The 17770-nt window shown below is 60.3% G+C and carries 19 protein-coding genes and 1 pseudogene; 13 read left to right on the top strand and 7 right to left on the bottom strand.

Going from position 1 to position 17770, the window contains the following annotated elements; genetic code table 11:
• Positions 1-65: 65 nt before the first annotated feature.
• The 3 genes from CSZ94_RS20465 to ygfZ are packed head-to-tail and all read right to left on the bottom strand — an operon-like array spanning position 66 to position 2198.
• Positions 66-803 carry an NRDE family protein gene (locus tag CSZ94_RS20465; protein ID WP_102123213.1) on the bottom strand — a complete coding sequence of 246 codons (738 nt, stop codon included), beginning with the start codon at positions 801-803 and terminating at the stop codon, positions 66-68.
• A complete protein-coding gene (locus tag CSZ94_RS20460; protein ID WP_102123212.1) occupies positions 794-1084 on the bottom strand; it encodes a DUF4936 family protein in 291 nt (96 codons plus the stop codon). Before CSZ94_RS20460 ends, CSZ94_RS20465 begins: the two co-directional genes overlap by 10 nt.
• Before the next feature lie 7 nt (positions 1085-1091).
• Entirely contained in the window at positions 1092-2198 is a 1107-nt protein-coding gene (gene ygfZ, locus CSZ94_RS20455; RefSeq protein ID WP_102123211.1) for a CAF17-like 4Fe-4S cluster assembly/insertion protein YgfZ, read from the bottom strand.
• Positions 2199-2374: 176 nt separating this feature from the next.
• Here ygfZ and mltG point away from each other — a divergent pair, with 176 nt between their 5' ends.
• From mltG to CSZ94_RS20405, 10 genes are all read left to right on the top strand, one after another.
• Positions 2375-3361, top strand: a complete 987-nt coding sequence (gene mltG / locus CSZ94_RS20450; protein WP_102123228.1) for an endolytic transglycosylase MltG — start codon at positions 2375-2377, stop codon at positions 3359-3361.
• A 21-nt stretch (positions 3362-3382) separates the two neighbouring features.
• Positions 3383-4024: a dTMP kinase gene (gene tmk, locus CSZ94_RS20445; RefSeq protein ID WP_102123210.1), complete on the top strand. Its 642-nt coding sequence runs from the start codon at positions 3383-3385 to the stop codon at positions 4022-4024.
• Between the two features lie 17 nt (positions 4025-4041).
• Positions 4042-5070 (top strand): DNA polymerase III subunit delta', encoded by a 1029-nt coding sequence (locus tag CSZ94_RS20440; protein ID WP_102123209.1) that lies wholly within the window; start codon positions 4042-4044, stop codon positions 5068-5070.
• A 50-nt stretch (positions 5071-5120) separates the two neighbouring features.
• A complete protein-coding gene (locus CSZ94_RS20435) occupies positions 5121-5234 on the top strand; it encodes a VOC family protein (protein WP_374703595.1) in 114 nt (37 codons plus the stop codon).
• A 69-nt stretch (positions 5235-5303) separates the two neighbouring features.
• Positions 5304-5936 (top strand): carbonic anhydrase, encoded by a 633-nt coding sequence (locus CSZ94_RS20430; RefSeq protein WP_102123208.1) that lies wholly within the window; start codon positions 5304-5306, stop codon positions 5934-5936.
• A gap of 78 nt (positions 5937-6014) precedes the next feature.
• On the top strand, positions 6015-6794 hold the full coding sequence (locus CSZ94_RS20425) for a TatD family hydrolase (RefSeq protein WP_102123207.1): 780 nt from the start codon (positions 6015-6017) through the stop codon (positions 6792-6794).
• A gap of 16 nt (positions 6795-6810) precedes the next feature.
• Positions 6811-7461, top strand: coding sequence for an ankyrin repeat domain-containing protein (locus CSZ94_RS20420; protein ID WP_102123206.1), 651 nt, complete (start codon positions 6811-6813; stop codon positions 7459-7461).
• Positions 7462-7716: 255 nt separating this feature from the next.
• On the top strand, positions 7717-8640 hold the full coding sequence (locus CSZ94_RS20415; RefSeq protein WP_102123205.1) for a methyltransferase domain-containing protein: 924 nt from the start codon (positions 7717-7719) through the stop codon (positions 8638-8640).
• 99 nt (positions 8641-8739) lie between these two features.
• Positions 8740-8988 carry a hypothetical protein gene (locus CSZ94_RS20410; protein ID WP_102123204.1) on the top strand — a complete coding sequence of 83 codons (249 nt, stop codon included), beginning with the start codon at positions 8740-8742 and terminating at the stop codon, positions 8986-8988.
• 163 nt (positions 8989-9151) lie between these two features.
• Positions 9152-9349 (top strand): hypothetical protein, encoded by a 198-nt coding sequence (locus tag CSZ94_RS20405; protein ID WP_102123203.1) that lies wholly within the window; start codon positions 9152-9154, stop codon positions 9347-9349.
• A 66-nt stretch (positions 9350-9415) separates the two neighbouring features.
• Here the strand turns inward: CSZ94_RS20405 and CSZ94_RS20400 are convergent, their stop codons facing one another.
• Positions 9416-10534 carry a phospholipase A gene (locus CSZ94_RS20400; protein ID WP_308410582.1) on the bottom strand — a complete coding sequence of 373 codons (1119 nt, stop codon included), beginning with the start codon at positions 10532-10534 and terminating at the stop codon, positions 9416-9418.
• A 274-nt stretch (positions 10535-10808) separates the two neighbouring features.
• Here CSZ94_RS20400 and fusA point away from each other — a divergent pair, with 274 nt between their 5' ends.
• Positions 10809-12914 carry an elongation factor G gene (fusA, locus tag CSZ94_RS20395; protein ID WP_102123227.1) on the top strand — a complete coding sequence of 702 codons (2106 nt, stop codon included), beginning with the start codon at positions 10809-10811 and terminating at the stop codon, positions 12912-12914.
• 92 nt (positions 12915-13006) lie between these two features.
• Positions 13007-13537: an SRPBCC family protein gene (locus CSZ94_RS20390; protein ID WP_102123201.1), complete on the top strand. Its 531-nt coding sequence runs from the start codon at positions 13007-13009 to the stop codon at positions 13535-13537.
• Between the two features lie 84 nt (positions 13538-13621).
• On the opposite strand, the gene CSZ94_RS28335 is transcribed toward CSZ94_RS20390, so the two are convergent.
• The 3 genes from CSZ94_RS28335 to CSZ94_RS20375 form a co-directional block, all read right to left on the bottom strand.
• On the bottom strand, positions 13622-14173 hold the full coding sequence (locus CSZ94_RS28335) for a cyclophilin-like fold protein (protein WP_219726028.1): 552 nt from the start codon (positions 14171-14173) through the stop codon (positions 13622-13624).
• 20 nt (positions 14174-14193) lie between these two features.
• A complete protein-coding gene (locus CSZ94_RS20380) occupies positions 14194-15315 on the bottom strand; it encodes an MFS transporter (protein ID WP_219726032.1) in 1122 nt (373 codons plus the stop codon).
• A 102-nt stretch (positions 15316-15417) separates the two neighbouring features.
• Positions 15418-16392 (bottom strand): alpha/beta hydrolase, encoded by a 975-nt coding sequence (locus CSZ94_RS20375; RefSeq protein ID WP_258001111.1) that lies wholly within the window; start codon positions 16390-16392, stop codon positions 15418-15420.
• A gap of 340 nt (positions 16393-16732) precedes the next feature.
• Here CSZ94_RS20375 and CSZ94_RS20370 point away from each other — a divergent pair.
• A pseudogene (locus CSZ94_RS20370) lies at positions 16733-17626 on the top strand (LysR family transcriptional regulator).
• The last annotated feature ends 144 nt before the right edge of the window (positions 17627-17770 follow it).

The raw sequence follows: 17770 nt of genomic DNA, 5'->3' as shown, positions 1-17770 counted from the left end.
AAGCTGGAGGGAGGGTAAGCGGGAGGAAAACGGGGTGGAACCGGACATTGCCGGCCCCGCAAGCCTTACTGTATCACCAGCTCATGCAGTTCGCCGGGCGAGTCCGGGAACAGTTTCACGACGGTGGACGTGCGCGTGCCGTAGCCCGGCGTTTCGATGCAGACGGCAGACAGCACGCGCTCGAGGTCGAGCGGCACGCCCGTGTCGGGCAAGCGGAAGTCGGGCGCGCGCGTGGTGTCGGCCAGCATGTCGAAATAGGCGTCGTCGGGCGCGCCCTGGCACAGCAGGCTGGCGAACTGGGCCTTGGTCTTCAAGACTTTTGGCCACGGCGCGTCCAGCAGGGCGTTCGACAGGCCGTAGATGCCCGGTTCCAATGGCTGGCCATTGCGCGCATCGCCATCGCCCCGGTTGGAAAACCAGATCAGCGTATGCGCGTCGCCCAGCACCAGATTAAAACCGTTGTAGGCTTTGCAGCCGGGGCGGATTTGCGCGATGTAGTCTTGCGGCGACATATTGCCGGCCAGGTAGTCGGCCACCAGGGCGCCACGCGACGGGGCGTCCGGCTTGTGGTCTTGCGGGCTGCGAATATTCGTGATGGCGGCAAAGCGCGAACTGCCGCTGCCGGCCTGGGTGATGCCCATCCAGCTGCCACCTGCCTGCAGGTCGCGGCCCGCATATACTTGTGGGTGTTCGGGCCAGACGCCGGCGGGGGCGCTGGCGCGTTCATAGAATTCGTCGCGGTTGGCGGCGGCAATCAGCGGGAGGTGCGGATTGACTTTCCAGGCAAAAACGATCAGGCACATGGAGGCAAATCCATGAATGCTTCCGTATGGCGCGCGCCTGCCGTCAGGGTCAGCAAGCCGGCCTCGTCGGCGGCAGCGGCCAGCAATTCGGCAAAACCTTCGCCGACGACGGGATAGATTTCCATCCACGTCTGCAAGCCATCCTTCACTTCCGGGCGGCGCTTCAGTTGCGGCGCCACGCCAGAGGCAGCCGCCAGTTTCGCCTGCAGGGCACGCACCCTGGCTTCCAGCGCCTGGGCGTGCTCTTCCTTCACTTGATAGTAAATGTATAAATCTTTCATGGCATTCTCACAAGTCGAGTGCGTCGAGCACGTAAGGCATGGGCAGGAAATGCACGGCCGCACCCTGGGCCGAGCCATAGCGCACGGCGCCGGCTGCGCTTGAACCTTCTGCTATCGCCCCCAACTTCATTTCAACGAGGGCGTCGATGCCACCGCTGCCGTTGGGCGCGGCGTTGACGACCATGCCGCAAGGCTGGTCCGGGTCGCTGACGGCAAACAGGTCGCCACCGGCCACTGCCGCTGCGTCATCGATGCTGACGAGGGTGGTACGGCGCTTGAGTTTGCCCAGGTACTGGCTGCGCGCGACGATTTCCTGGCCCGGGTAGCAGCCTTTCTTGAAATTGACGCCGCCCAGCAGCTCAAAGTTGATCATCTGCGGCACGAATTGCTCTTGCGTGGCGACGGTGATCTGCGGGATGCCCGCATGGATGTCCGACAATTGCCAGGCGTCGTTGCCGCCCTTGGCCAGTTGTTGCGTCAATTGCGGCCAGACGTCGCGCGCCGTGGCGGCAGACGTCAGCCATTCATAGCGGGCGCTGCCGAAGGCATCGGCCACGCGCAGCAGGGTGCCCAGCGCGTGCTCGACCTTGCTGAACGGCGTGGCGGGCAGCGCGGGAAACCAGGCGGACAGTGCCGCGCTGGCTTGCTTGCCGCCGAGGCCCAGGATGACCTGGTTCGCTGCGTCGGCCGACGCATCGTGCAGCTTGGCCTTCGCGCGCAGCACGAACATCTGCAAGCGCTTCTGGATGGCAGGCTGTATGGTGCGAGGCAATTGCAGATAAATGCTGGTGGCATTGCGCCACATCAGGAAACTGGCCAGCAAGCGGCCTTTCGGCGTGCAATAGCCGGCCAGGCGTACTTGCTGCTGGTCTAGGTGTTCCACATCGTTGGTCAGCTGGCCGTGCAGGAAACTGGCTGCCTCCTCGCCGTTCAAGCCGATCAAGCCCTGGTCCGTGATGGCCGCGACAAAACCTTCTTGCAGCTGGGACACTGTCAGAGACTGGCCGAAATTGGCAATAGGGGAGTTCGCGGTGCTGTCAGGCGCGCCATCGGTGGCAACGGGGCGGGCGCCTTGGGCGCTTAAAAATTGATTCCAGTTATTCATAATTTCCATTAGATCAGCGATTAAGCATTATCATTACGGGTTCATTATAGTGATGTCGCGCAGATTGCGTCGGCAGCGGCAAGATTGCCAGTGCTGGCGCCGCTTTGCGCGCACTTGCTTCACAAATGAACGATCATAACAAGCGCGTGCTGTCCGCCAGCGAGCGCATCACAAGAATCGGAACAATGGCTTTCTTTAAAAAACTTGTAGTCAGTTCAGTCATCGCCGCCATCGGCGTGGGTGGTACTTTTGTGTACTGGGCGCAGCAGCCCATCACCACGGAAGGTGACGCGATCCCGTTTACGATCGCACCGGGCAGCGGCGCGCATGCGGCTGGCCAGCAGATCGCGGATGCGGGCGTGCCCATCGTGCCCATCCTGTTCAACCTGTTGGCGCGCGTCGAAGGCAAGACGTCGAAGATCAAGGCCGGTTCCTACGAGCTGAAACCGGGCACGACGCCGCAGCGTTTGATCACGCAACTGGCACGCGGTGAATTCGCGCAAGAGTCGCTGACCATTATCGAAGGCTGGACTTTCAAGCAGATGCGCCTGGCGATGGCCAACCACCCTGGCCTCAAGCACGATACGGCGGGTTTCTCCGACAAGGAACTGATGGCGAAAATCAGCCCTGAATATGTGCTGCCGGAAGGCTTGTTCTTCCCGGATACGTATCTGTTCGCCAAGGGCGCCAGCGAAATGCAGATCTTCAAGCAGGCGCACACGGCCATGATAGGGCGCCTGTCCGAAGCGTGGGACAAGCGCGATCCGGCCCTGCCCTATAAAAACCCGTACGAGGCGCTGATCATGGCGTCCATCGTGGAAAAGGAAACGGGACAAAAGTCGGAGCGTGCCATGATCGCCGGCGTTTTCGTCAACCGCCTGAAAACAGGCATGCTGCTGCAGACGGACCCGACCGTGATCTATGGCATGGGCGACAACTACCAGGGCAAGATTCGCAAACGCGACCTGGAAGCGGACACCCCGTACAATACCTACACGCGCGGCGGCTTGCCGCCCACGCCGATCGCCCTCGCTGGCGCGCAATCGCTGACGGCGGCGCTGGCGCCGGCCCGCACGCAAGCGCTGTATTTCGTGGCGCGCGGCGACGGCACCAGCCAGTTCTCGGCCAACTTGCCCGACCATAACCGCGCCGTGAACCAATACCAGCGTTAATTATTTCTAACTAAAAGCTTCATGACACAACACTATCAACCCCGTTTCATCACCTTCGAAGGCATCGATGGCGCGGGCAAGTCGACGCATCTCGGCTTTGTCACCGACTACCTGCAGCAGCGGGGCGTGCGCCTCGTGTCGTCGCGCGAACCGGGCGGCACCAGCCTGGGCGAAAAGCTGCGCGAATTGCTGCTGCATGAAAAAATGCATTTGGAAACGGAAGCCTTGCTGATGTTCGCCAGCCGCCGCGAACACATCGCGCAAGTCATCGCGCCCGCTTTGGCGCGCGGCGAGTGGGTCATTTCCGACCGTTTTACCGATGCCAGCTTCGCCTACCAGGGCGGCGGACGGGGCATGGACTTGCCCAAGATGGAGGCGCTGGAAGCGTGGGTGCACCCGCATTTGCAGCCGGACCTGACTTTTTTGTTCGACGTGCCGCTGGCCGTGGCCCGCGCCCGCCTGGACGCCACGCGCGCGCTCGACAAGTTCGAGCAGGAGCGATCGGACTTCTTTGCCGCCACGCGCAAGGAGTATCTGCGCCGCGCGGCGCAGTTCCCCGACCGCTTCCGCATCATCGATGCCACGCAAAGCATTGCCGATATTCAAGTGCAGCTTGCGCAACTGCTTGATGTTTTGCTTGAGCAAAGCGTTGCAACCGTATGATTTTATAGAAATAAAGAATGATCAGCTCTCTCTATTCCTGGCAGCAGGACGCCTGGCAGCAATTGCAAGCTTTGCGTACGCGCATGCCGCACGCCATTCTGTTCCATGGCGCGCAAGGCATCGGCAAGGCCGACTTCATCGAGCATTTCGCGCAAGCCTTGTTGTGCGAGGACGTGCGCGCCGATGGTCATGCCTGCGGCGCGTGCGCCTCGTGCGGCTGGTTTAGCCAGGGCAACCATCCCGATTACCGCAGGGTCCGTCCGGAAGCGCTGGAAGATGAGGTGGCCGACGATGGCGAAGACGGCGACGGCGCGAAGAAAAGCGCCAAGACCAAGACGCCGTCGAAAGACATCAAGATCGAACAGATCCGTAACCTGGCCGACTTCATGAACATTTCCACGCACCGGCAAGGCTTGCGCGTGGTGGTGCTGTACCCGGCCGAGGCGCTCAACACTCCCGCCTCGAACGCCTTGCTGAAAACCCTGGAAGAACCGCCGCCAGGCACCGTGTTCCTGCTGGCATCGAACAGCCTGGACCGATTGCTGCCGACGATCCTGTCGCGTTGCCGCAAGTTTGCCTTGCCCATGCCCAGCCACGAGCAGGCCTTGACCTGGCTCAAGGTCCAGGGCTTGAACGATGCGGACAGCTGGCTGCGCGAGCAGGGCGGCGCACCGCTGGCCGCGCTGGCACAATCCGAATCGGGTGGTCGCGAAGAAACGGAACAGTTGCTGCAAGTGCTGGCCAATCCCGGCGTGGAAGCGGCCCTGAAGGCGGCGGATAAATTGCAGAAGGCGCCGCTGGCGCCGCTGGTGGCGTCCTTGCAGCGCTGGCTGTACGACGTGTTTTCCGTCAAGCTGTCCGGCACCATCCGCTACTACCCGCGCCACCGGCGCGAGCTGGAAGCGCTGGCTGGGCGCATCAATGTCAGCCGTTTGATGGCCGCCATCAAGGCCGCCAACGAGCGCCGGGCGATTGCCGAGCATCCCTTGTCGCCCAAGCTGTTCCTGGAAGACATGCTGCTCGACTACGCATCAAGCTGCCAATAGAATCAAGCACTTGCCTTGCAAAGTTAATCCAGATAACTTTTTTGACCAGGGTGTCATGGCCGTTTGCCACGCCCGGGGCCGACTCGGAATACGGCCAGTTCGGCTGGGTCATCGATCCCGAGGGCAACAAGGTGGAGCTGTGGCAGCCGTCGGCAGGGCAATAGGCGGGGGCAATAGGCGAAAACTGCGCCATTCAGCCATAATATCGGCTCTGCCAACCATTCTATTTATTTATGCGCGACATTATTGCTGGATTTCTACGCTTCCAAAAAGAGGTTTTTCCCGCCCGCCGCGAGTTATTCAAGACCCTGGCCACGGGACAAACCCCGAAGGCCCTGTTCATTTCCTGCTCGGACAGCCGCATGGTGCCGGAGCTGGTGACGCAGCGCGAGCCAGGCGAGCTCTTTGTGATCCGCAACGCGGGCAATATCGTGCCCTCGTATGGTCCGGAACCGGGCGGCGTCAGCGCCACGGTCGAATTTGCCGTGTCGGCCCTGAACGTGAGCGACATCGTCATTTGCGGCCATTCCGATTGCGGCGCGATGAAGGCGATTGCCACCTGCGCCTGCCTCGAGCATATGCCGGCCGTGCGCAGCTGGCTGCACCATGCCGACGCGGCGCGCATGATCAACGAGTCGATCGCGCATCCGACGGAACAGTCGCGCATCGACGGCATGGTGCGCGCCAACGTGGTGGCGCAACTGAATAATCTGCGCACCCATCCCTCGGTGGCGCTGGCCATGGCGCAAGACCGGCTGACCCTGCACGGCTGGGTGTACGACATCGAGAACGGTTCTCTCGACGCGCTCGACGAGTCGACCGGCCACTTCGTTCCGCTGTCGGAACATCCTGCCTCGCAGCTGTAAGCATCCGCACCACCGTGGCAGGGGATGACGGCGCTGTTCCCCTGCCAGTTTTTGCTCCCTCCGGTACAATCCCTTCTTATGTATATCGATTCCCATTGCCATATCAATTTCCCCGAGCTGGCTGCTCGCATGCCCGAGATTCTCGCCAAGATGGCCGAGAATAAGGTGACGCACGCCCTGTGCGTGTCCGTCGACTTGCCGGACTTTCCCCAGGTGCTGGCCCTGGCTGAGCAGTATCCGCATATTTTCGCGTCCGTCGGCGTGCATCCCGACTACGAAGACACGCCTGAACCGTCCGTGGAAGACCTGGTGCGGCTGGCCGACCACCCGAAGATTATCGCCATCGGCGAGACGGGCCTCGACTATTTCCGTCTGACGGGCGACCTCGAGTGGCAGCGCGAGCGTTTCAGGACCCACATCAAAGCGTCAAGAATCACGCGCAAGCCCTTGATTATTCACACACGGGCAGCTAGCGAAGACACGATACGCATCATGCGAGAAGAGGGCGCCGGGGTGTCCGACGGCGGCGTGGCCGGCGTCATGCATTGCTTTACGGAATCGCTCGAAGTGGCGCGCGCCGCCATAGCCATGGGTTTCTACATTTCGTTCTCCGGCATCGTCACGTTCAAGAGCGCCAAGGATTTGCAAGCCGTGGCGCTGGAAGTGCCGCTCGAGCGCATCCTGATCGAGACGGATTCGCCCTACCTGGCGCCCGTACCGTTCCGCGGCCGCATGAACGAGCCCGGCTATGTAGCCCACGTGGCGGAATACCTGTCGACCCTGAAAGGCATCCCCCTGGAGCAGGTGGCACGCCAGACGACGGAAAATTTCTTCAAGTTATTCAATCAGTTGCCATAACTTCTTAAGGTACGACATGATGAAAAAACTCGCGCTGGCGATGTTGCTGTGCTGCGCCACCGCCAGCCACGCGGCGCCGGAACCGGATGCCTTCTTTCGCGCCGTCTCCGTCAACAACGCCAGCGGCGTGCGCAGCATGCTGGCGGACGGCATGAATCCGAACCAGGCCGATGCGCAGCGGGGCGACATTCCCCTCGTGCTGGCCCTGCGGGACGATGCGGACCAAGTGTTCAAGCTGCTGCTCGACACGCCCGGCATCGACCTCGAAGCGCGCTCGGTGAATGGCAACACGGCACTGATGATGGCGGCCTACAAGCACAAGCAGGACGCGGTCAACGCCTTGCTGGCCAAGGGCGCCAAGGTCAACCAGAGCGGCTGGACGGCGCTGCACTATGCGGCCTCGGCGGGCGACTTGCCCATCATGAAGATTTTTCTGGAGCGCGACGCCGTGGTCGATGCGCGCGCGCCCGCCAACGTCACGCCGCTGATGTTTGCCGCCCGCGAAGGGCAGGAAGGCGCCGTCCAGCTGCTGCTGTCCTGGGGCGCGGACGCCAGCCTGAAAAGCGACCATGGCTGGACGGCCGCGCAGTTCGCGCAGGCGGGCGACAAGCCCGGGGTGGTGGCCATCATCGAAGCTGCCCAGAAGGCGCGTGCAGCCCGTAAATGATATTTTAATTTTAATATTTTCCATGCCAGCGCTGAAACTGGCATGGAATTGCCTCTCACCTCAACCCTTTGTTCTCCGTGGCGATTAACGATAATGAGCGTGTCGCATTAATCAGGAGATCATCGCATGGGCCATCCCACCACCGCCAGGCGCCGGCTGTATTGTCGCCGCCCCTCGCGCAGCCCGTGCGACATCACTGCTTTCTGGAATGACAAAACCGATCGGCCATCGGAGCCAGACTCCAAGAGGACAGACATGCTGAATGAACGAGAAATCGAGAGTTGTTACCTGGGGCAATTTATCCCCGTCCATTACCATCACAATATGTTGATGGACCAGAACCGCATGCATGGCTTCAAGTCGGCCATCGATTACGCGGTAAAACCCGGCATGAAGGTGCTGGAACTGGGTGGCGGCACGGGCGTGCTGTCGTGGTTTGCGGCCGCGCGCGCCGACAAGGTGTGGTGCGTGGAGTTCAATCCGGACATGGTCAAGGAAGCGCGCAAGATGCTGGCGCTCAATCCCAACGGTGAAAAAGTCGAAGTCGTCCACGCGGACGCCTTCGAATACCTGCCGCCCGAGCCCGTCGATGTGGTCATTTGCGAAATGATTCATGTTGGCATGCTGCGCGAAAAGCAGGTGGAAGTGATCGAATCGTTCAAGCGCCGCTACCTGGCCCGTTTTGGTGGCCCGCTGCCCATCTTCCTGCCCGAAGCCGTCATCATGGCCGTGCAGCCCATGCAGCAGGAATACGATTTCGAGGGTTTTCATGCGCCCATCGTGCAATTCCAGGAAACCACGGCCATCCACCCGGGCGTGCAGGAACTGGCGCCGCCGTCCGTCTACAGCATCATCGACTTCAGCCAGCCGACGGACAGCGTGTTCGGCTTTGACGGCAAGTTTGTCGTCGAGCGCAGCGGCACCCTGAACGCCTTGCGTTTCGTCACCAAGAACATCCTGGCCGTGGTGCCCGAGCGTTCGAGCACCATCGACTGGCTGAACCACTACATGTGTTTGCCGCTGGCCACGCCGCTGGCCGTGCAGGCGGGCGACGTGCTGCAAGTGAGCTTCCAGTACCGCGCTGGCGGCTCGATACCTTCGCTGGAAGCGTCGATCCGCGCGCAAGTCATCTACGATGTCAACTTGCAACCGGCAGTGCAGAGCCCCGTTTACGCATAAATATCATTGCTTTAAAAGCAGCGCCGCAGCGATTTCGTCCTGCGGCGTTTGTCCATTCAGGGTATATTTCGTCCTTTACAACTGGACAGCTTTATTATCATGGAACAGATCGATCAGCGTTACCTCGTGCAACAGAACAAAATCAGCGATGGCGAGACCAAGCCGCCCGTGTTTGCCAAGGTAATGCGTAGCAAGGAAGGCGTGTTTGAAGGCGTGTCCTTCATCAAGTCGAAGGACAAGGCCAGCATACTGACCATCGAAGAAGCCAACCAGGCCATCAAATGGGCCACCAGCAAGAAGCCGAACGCGCATGAGTACGTCACGAAGGTGATTTGCGTCGGCCAATAAAGCGCTCGCCAGCGACCGTTCATCCCCTTTTTTACTCAGTTCATCCCCGCATTATGCAGTTCATCGCATGGCCGTTGCCGCCGTGACGGCGCTTTACTATAGTGCTGTCACGGTAGCGGGGCAAGCATGGCTTGCTCCGCACATTTCATTCGAGGGGAACGCGATGCTGGGATTTATGCTGTGGCTGCTGCTCTTGCTGGTGTGCTGGCCCCTGGCCTTGCTGGCGCTCGTGCTGTATCCGCTGGCCTGGCTGCTGTTGCTGCCATTGCGCTTGATCGGCATCGGCGTGGAAGGCGTGTTCGAACTGCTGCGCGCCATCGTCATGCTGCCGGCGCGCGTGCTGGGTGGCGGGCGGCGTTGAGATTTACTTCTCCGCAATAAAAAATGGCGCCCTCGGCGCCATTTTTCGTTGTTGTCACTATGCTGCTTACAGGTCGACCATGAAACCGGCACCGATCGATTTCTGCGAATAGTTGTAGTCGATCAAGCTCTGGCCATAGCCGGAGAACAGTTGCAGATAGCCTTTCAGGTTGGCTTTCAGCGGGAAAGCCCAGCTGGCCTGCATGGAGCCGTGTTTCTTGCTGAAATTGCGGCGGGCCGTCACGGCGTATTCATGGCCTTTGTTGCGGTAGCTCACGCGCAAGTCGCCATGTCCCATGTAATCGGTGATGTCGATGTTGTCATTGTCGGTCTTGCCATTGTCGAGGCGGTGCCAGACGCGCGTCGTGACGGCCAGGTTGTCTTTTTCCACGCCCAGCTCGGCATACACGCGGTTCCAGCTGCGCGACAGGGTCGACGTCTGGCCATTCGATTGGTGCACCAGGCCGAAGTTCAGGTAATTGAACTCCACGCCCGCGAAATTCTTGTTGATCGGCAAGACCAGCATCAATTCCGGCTGATAGTTTGTCTCGCGGAAGGGACTCGATGCCTTGCGGTTATACGCTTGCCAGAAACTTTGCTGCGTGTAGCCGAACCACATGTCGATGGGCGTGCCGGCGATGTCTTCCAGCAGCTTCATCTTGAAGCTCAATTGGAAGGTCAATTCCACATGCTGGCTCTTGATGCCGCCCGGCGTGAAATCCTGGAACGGTTCGTCGTTGGACGCATCGCTATAATTGGCCAGCAACAGATAGGTGTCGCGGTGCGGGCGGAAGTTGAACAGGCCGCGCTTCGAAGCGTCATTGAGCTCCCACGATTGTTGCGTACGCGAAATCGGCGCTTCCGGTGGCGCCGCGCCAGTCTGGGCGATGGCGGGAATGGCTGCGTTGACGGCGTCGGGCGTGGCCACGCCCGGCGGACTGACCGGCGTGAGGGGGGAGACCTCGGCGGCCGCTGCCAGGGTGACGGCCGCGGTGGCGGGATCACCGCCAGCGGCGATGGTGGCTTTTTCCGCCGCCTTGGCCAGGGTGTCGAAGCAGCCCAGGCGGGCGCTGGCATCGCCAAGCACGGCGCAACGCTGCATTTGCTGTTCCAGTTCGCCGGCCATGGCCAGCGCCGGCGACGCCAGCAGGGAAGAGAGGATTATTTTTCTTAGTCGGATAGTCATAGGCTGAGAGGGACATGTCATTCGGTGCGCACCTGGGCTGGCATGCCAGCGGCGTCGCCTTGCACGGTACATCACCGTGCGTCTTGATTCTGATTAATCTTTGTTGGATTTACAGAGTTGAAAGTATAGCGGAAACTCTTGTTTATCCTGTGCAATGCGCGTGCGCGTTCATGTCAGTGTTGCGCGCATGGTAAAAACTGCGCACCGATCGCCCTCCAAATTGATGTCTGCTACACTGGAAAACCGGGTGCCGGGGCTAGCCATGGAGATTGTGATGACCCGCAAAACACCTATCGAGCGCTATCGCAACATCGGCATCAGCGCCCATATCGACGCCGGCAAGACCACCACCACCGAGCGCATCCTGTTTTATACGGGGGTGAATCACAAGATCGGCGAAGTGCACAATGGCGCCGCCACCATGGACTGGATGGAGCAGGAGCAGGAACGGGGCATCACCATCACCTCGGCCGCCACCACGGCCTTCTGGAAAGGCATGGCCGGCAATTTCCTGGAACACCGCATCAACATCATCGACACGCCGGGCCACGTGGATTTCACGATAGAAGTCGAGCGCTCGATGCGCGTGCTCGATGGCGCCGTCATGGTCTACGATGCCGTTGGCGGCGTGCAGCCGCAATCGGAAACCGTGTGGCGGCAAGCCAATAAATACCACGTGCCGCGCATCGCCTTCATCAACAAGATGGACAGGGTGGGCGCGGATTTCTTGCGCGTGCGCAAGCAGATCGGCGAGCGCCTGAAAGGCGTGGCCGTGCCCATCCAGCTGCCCATCGGTGCCGAAGAGCACTTTACAGGCGTGATCGACCTGCTGAAAATGCGCGCCATCACCTGGGACGACGCCAGCCAGGGCGTGCAGTTCAGCTATGGCGAGATTCCCGCCGAACTGCTGGAACAGGCGCAGGAGTGGCACGAGCGTATGGTCGAACAGGCAGCCGAAGCCACGCTTGACATGACGGAACGCTACCTGAATGGCGACACGTTCACGGAAGCGGAGCTCAAGCAGGCCTTGCGCGCGCGCACCATCGGCAATGAAATCGTGCCCATGCTGTGCGGCAGCGCGTTCAAGAACAAGGGCGTGCAGGCGATGCTGGACGCCGTCATCGACTACCTGCCGTCGCCCATGGAAGTGCCGCCCATCATGGGTCACGACGAGCACGACAACGAGGTGGAGCGCCACCCGACGGACGAGGAGCACTTTGCCGCGCTGGCCTTCAAGATCATGACGGACCCGTTCGTGGGGCAATTGACCTTCTTCCGCGAGTATTCGGGCGTGGTGAACTCGGGCGACATGGTCTACAACCCCACCAAGAGCGCGCGCGAACGGCTGGGGCGCATCCTGCAGATGCATGCGAACGAGCGCAAGGAAATCAAGGAAGTGTATGCGGGCGACATCGCCGCCGCCGTGGGCCTGAAAGCCGTCACCACGGGCGACACCCTGTGCGCCATCGACCACATCATCGTGCTGGAAAAGATGATCTTCCCGGAACCCGTGATTTCCCAGGCGGTCGAACCGAAGACCAAGCCGGACCAGGAAAAGATGGGCATCGCCCTGAACCGCCTGGCGCAGGAAGATCCGTCGTTCAGGGTGCATACGGACCAGGAGTCGGGGCAGACCATCATATCGGGCATGGGCGAATTGCACCTGGAAATTTTAGTCGACCGCATGCGCCGCGAATTTGGCGTGGAAGCGAACGTGGGCAAGCCGCAAGTGGCGTACCGTGAAACCATCACGCGCACGGTGGAAGATATCGAGGGCAAGTTCGTCAAGCAGTCGGGCGGACGGGGCCAGTACGGCCACGTGGTGCTGAAACTGGAACCCTTGCCGCCAGGCACGGGCTACCAGTTCGTCGACGCCGTCAAGGGTGGCGTGGTGCCGCGCGAATTCATCCCCGCCGTCGACAAGGGCATCGTCGAAACCTTGAAGGCCGGCGTGCTGGCCGGCTACCCGGTGGTGGACGTCAAGGCTACGCTCACCTTCGGCTCCTACCATGACGTCGATTCGAATGAAAACGCGTTTCGCATGGCCGGTTCCATCGCCTTCAAGGATGGCATGCGCAAAGCGTCGCCCGTGCTGCTGGAACCGATGATGCAGGTGGAGGCGGAAACGCCGGAAGAATTCATGGGCAACGTCATGGGCGATTTGACGGCCAGGCGCGGCATGGTGCAGGGCGTTGACGACATCCCCGGCGGCGCGGGGCGCATCGTCAAGGCTCTGGTGCCGCTGGCCGAAATGTTCGGCTATTCCACTACCCTGCGTTCGCTGACGCAGGGCAGGGCCACCTACACCATGGAATTCCAGCACTATGCGGCCGTGCCCAGGCATATCCTCGACCAGGTGGCGGCGGGGAAGGCGAAGTAGCGACGGTTATCTCCGTCAAGCGGCGTACAGGGCTTTCCCATTTTCGGCGCTACTGTTACATTCACTGCCAGTCTACCAACACAGGAGAGAGCATGGCCACCGCAGAACAGAAGCAGGAAGGACAGCACCGCGACAGCAGCGACTTTGTCATCACGCAAACCTTTGACGCGCCGCGTGAACTGGTGTTCCAGTCGTGGGTGGAGCCGGAGCGACTGGCCCAGTGGTGGGGTCCCGTGGGCTTTGAATTGAGCGTGCTGGCGCTGGACTTGCAGCCGGGCGGCGTTTTCCACTACGGCATGCGCGCCGAGAATGGCTATGAGATGTGGGGCAAGTTCACCTACCAGTCTATCGAAGTGCCGGAAAGGATCGTTTCCATCCTGTCGTTTGCCGACAAGCAGGGCAACCCCGTGCAGCACCCCGTCAGCGCCACCTGGCCGCTGGAGTCGTTCAATACCATGACCCTCACCGAGGAAAACGGCAGAACGACGATGACGTTAAGGTCGACGCCGCACAAGGCGACGGATGAGCAGCATGAGACGTTCAAGCAGGGGTTTGAGTCGATGCAGCAGGGCTTCAAGGCGACTTTCGGCCAGCTGGCAGAGTACCTGGCGCGTGTTCAGTAAGGTTGTATTGAAAGGCGGGCCAGAGCCGCGGGCCTGAGAAAACGGCCATGGCTGCGTTGCTTGGGCTCGCCATACTAACCGCGTTCATTTGTAGCTAAGAAATTCGACCCTGGCGCCGTGCTCGCCCAGTGCATGGGCCAGCCCAACCGGATTTGCCACGCGACCAACGTTTGAGTAGGAGTACGGTGAAGTAAATGCCTTATAGAAGACAACCAAGGTCTTCGAGCCGTACAGCAAAAGGTCGCCATTGCTGATCATTTCCATCCTGGTCGCGGTAGCCGGCAGCGCCTTTTGCAGATCTGCATACTTTTCGTTACCGTTGAGTTCGGCCATATCCAGCGTCAGCGGCAGCAACTTGGCAAATGCATGCCCGGTCGCGTTGTCGGACAAGATGACGACGAAGCGACGTTCTCCAACAACCATCCACATACGCGACTCCTTCGGCTTCAGGGGTACCGCAGCCGCGGAAAAAACGCATGGCACGCAGGCAGATTGTTGTCGGGCTTCGCAAGCGCCGAGGAAGAGCAGGCCAAGCAACAGGCCCAGTCCATGCAGGCGATCAGATAGGCGGCGTTCGCTCTTGCCGGCCCCTGGGTGCCGTGCGCCGTTACGAAGCGCTGGCTTGCGCGCAGTCATTGCTTGCTCCGGTGCATGGATCAGCTTGCCCGCAGCGCTAGCGCACGCGAGGTCAGGAAGGCTGCCAGCAACAGTACGGCCGCACTGGCGATGAACGTGCTCTGGTATCCACTCCTGTCGAACAGCAGACCGCCGATCGTGGAACCCAGGGCGATGGCGAGTTGCACGACGGCCACCATCAGCCCGCCACCCGCCTCTGCATCCCGGGGCAGCGTTATTGCCAGCCAGGACCACCAGCCTACCGGCGCGGCGGTCGCGACAACGCCCCAGGTGCCCAGCAGTGCCGCCACGGCAGCGACCTTGCTGCCAAAGACGGTCAGCGCCACGGCGATCAATGCCATCAGGATGGGAATGGCAACCAGTGTCCGGGAGAAATTCCACTTCAGGAACTTGCTGATGACGATGGTGCCGATAAAGCCGCCTACGCCAATTGCCAGCAGTATCAGCGACAAGGTGGATATGCCTACCCGCGTCACGCTTTCAAAGAATGGCCGCAAATAGGTGAACAAGGCGAACTGACCCATGAAAAACGTGCTGACAGCCAGCATGCCCAGGGCAACCTTCGGATCCCGCAGCAGTCTGAAGGTGTTGCGGGAATCCGCCGAGGCAGCCTGGGGTGGCATGGAAGGCAGGCTGATCCACTGCCAGACAAAGGCAATCAAGGCCACTGGCACCAGGCAAAAGAAAGCACCACGCCATCCGATGACAGAACCGAGGTAACTGCCCAGGGGCGCGGCGACGACGGTCGCCAGCGCATTGCCGCCATTGAAGATGGCCAGCGCGCGCGGCACCTGAGGGGAAGGCACCAGGCGCATCGCGATGGCGGCCGACAAAGACCAGAAGCCGCCAACCACCACGCCGATTAGCGCACGTCCCGCCATGTACAGAAGATAGTTCGGCGCCATCGCGACGACGGCCCCGGAAGCGGCCATCAGTGCGGTCAGCCCCAGCAGGAGTGTTTTGCGGTCCATGTTGCCAGCGATTGTGGAAATCGACAGGCTGGTGAGCACGGCGAAGGCGCCGGAGATGGCAATGCCCTGTCCTGCCAATCCTTCGCTGACGAGTAGATCCCTCGCCATGGGCGTCAACAGGCTGACGGGCATGAATTCCGAGGCGATCAGCGCGAAAACGCACAGCGTCATGGCGAAGACGCCGCCCCACAAGGCCGCCTGCGTACCGGCGTCAGCGCGCCCCTGCACGCCATCCGGGATCGTGCTGCTTATTGGTGCTGTCATGGTACGGGCCTATGCCAGATTCTTGTGGAAGAATGCGTTCAACTTCTCCCAGGGAATGAGTTTCACCCGGTCATACAGATCGACGTGCCCGGCGCCTGGCACGATCACCAGTTCCTTGGGGTGGGCCGCAAGCCGGAAAGCCGCTTCGCTGAATTCACTGGAATGCGCCTGGTCGCCCGTGATGAACAGCATGGGACGTGGGGAAATCGTCTCAATGTCGTTGAACGGATAAAAGTTCATGAACTTGACGTTGCTGGCCAGCGTCGGGTGCGTCGTCAGTTCGCGCAACGACCCTGCCGGGGTGAACTCGCCGCGCGCGGTGCGATAAAAGTCGTAGAACTCGCGCTGGATTGGATGCGTATTGCCATCGAGCTTGTGCACGGTTCCACCGGTGTACTTGATGGCGCCACCGGTAAATTCCACATAGCGCTGTTGCGCCGCCTCGGCAATGATCTGCTTGCGTTGCTCCAGCGTCTGCGAATGGTGCAGTGCATTGCGGTTGGCGGCGCCCATATCGTACATGCTGACAGTGGCAATGGCCTTCATGCGCGGATCGATCCTGGCGGCACTGATGACGAAACTGCCGCTGCCGCAAATGCCGAGAACGCCGATCCGTTCCCTGTCGACGAATGGCTGGGTGCCCAGATAGTCCACCGCCGCGCTGAAGGCTTCGGCGTAGATGTCCGGCGCTACGGCATTGCGCGGCTGGCCGGCGCTTTCGCCCCAGAACGACTGATCGATGGCCAGCGTGACGAAACCCTGCTCGGCCAGTTTCTGCGCGTACAGATTTGAGCTTTGCTCCTTTACCGCGCCCATCGGGTGACCGATGATGATCGCGGGATGCCTGGCATTGCGGTTGATATCCTTGGGTGTGAACAGAGCGCCGACGAGCTGCATCTGGTACTGGTTGTTGAAACTGACCTTGCGCGAAGTGACTGTCGCGCTCCTGTAGAAGTTGTCAGCGTTGTTGGACATATCCGGCATTGGCTTGCGATCGGCGGCGAACGCTGAACTAGCGGCAACGGAAAGGCTGCCCAGCACGGCCATGCCTGTGCCAGCAGTCTTTAAGAAATCACGGCGTGCTATGTCATCTATGCTCATGTCTGCTTCTCCAGTTCGTTAGGTATGGGGCACGTTGTAGGTGTTGACGTGCATCGTACGTCGCGCTTAACGCACCTGCGCACCGAAATCTCGAATAGGTATATGTGTGACGGCCATGAATATTGTGTATATTTATATTAAAAATCGCATATCCAATTGGTATCATCCGTTGCCAGGCACCACGACGGGATACCCTTAACAGCCGGTTTCAGGAATTATTCAAATGGCCAGAGATAACATCATTGACATTCTTATATTTTTTGAGGTCGCACGCGAACGCAGTTTCACCCGTGCCGCCATCAAGCTAGGCATGTCCCAATCCACTCTCAGTCACATCATTCGGGATATGGAAGCCCTGCTGGGCGTGCGGCTGCTCAATCGTACGACCAGGAGTGTTTCGCCGACAGAAGCAGGCGAGCGTCTGCTGACCAATGTCGCGCCGCGGCTTGATGAGGTCCATGCTGAAATCGCCGCTGTCAGCGATTTGAATGGCAAGCCGGCGGGAACAGTGCGCATCACCGCCATCGACCATGTTATTGATACCCTGCTGTGGCCAAGGCTGGCACCGGTGCTGCCTCATTATCCAGACCTGAATATCGAGATTCAATCAGATTACAAGCTGATCGATATTGCGGCGGACCGTTATGATATCGGAGTACGCTATGGAGATCAGGTGGCGGAAGACATGATTGCCGTCCGGCTCACGCCCGATATTCCTACCATGATCGTTGGCTCACCTGCCTACTTCTCTTGGCATATGCAACCCACCAATTTGCATGACCTGATGAAGCACAATTGCATCACACTGCGGCTCGCAGGCAGTGGCGGCATCTAAGCGTGGGAACTGCAGCATGATGGACGCAACGTGGAAGCTAGGGTGAGCGGCCAGGCCGTGTTTACCAGCGCCGTGCCCATGGTACAAGCGGCCTTGAGCGGCAATGGCTTGGCGTTCGTCACGGAAGACCTGGTGGCGGGATACATACGGGAGGGCCGATTAATCAGCGTCATGAGCGACTGGTGTGGAAAGTTTCCTGGCCTCCATGCGTACTATCCCAGCCGCCGCCACGAATCGAGGGCACTTCGGATTGTTGTCGAAGCTATTCGTCACAAGGAGTAAGTCAGGAAGCTGATCGTGGGGGTGTACTGAATTCTGTGTAAACGGTTTTTCGTTTAAGTCTGCGGTACCCGGTCTTCAAACTGGATGGCGAAGCGGTTCAGTGCCGCTTTCCAGTCCCGTATTGGCATCGTCCACTTCTTGCTA

It is taken from the genome of Janthinobacterium sp. ROICE36, from assembly GCF_002869965.1.
Classification (GTDB): domain Bacteria; phylum Pseudomonadota; class Gammaproteobacteria; order Burkholderiales; family Burkholderiaceae_D; genus Janthinobacterium.
Note: the sequence above shows the minus strand (reverse complement) of the source record. Positions and strands in the feature narration are given on the sequence as shown.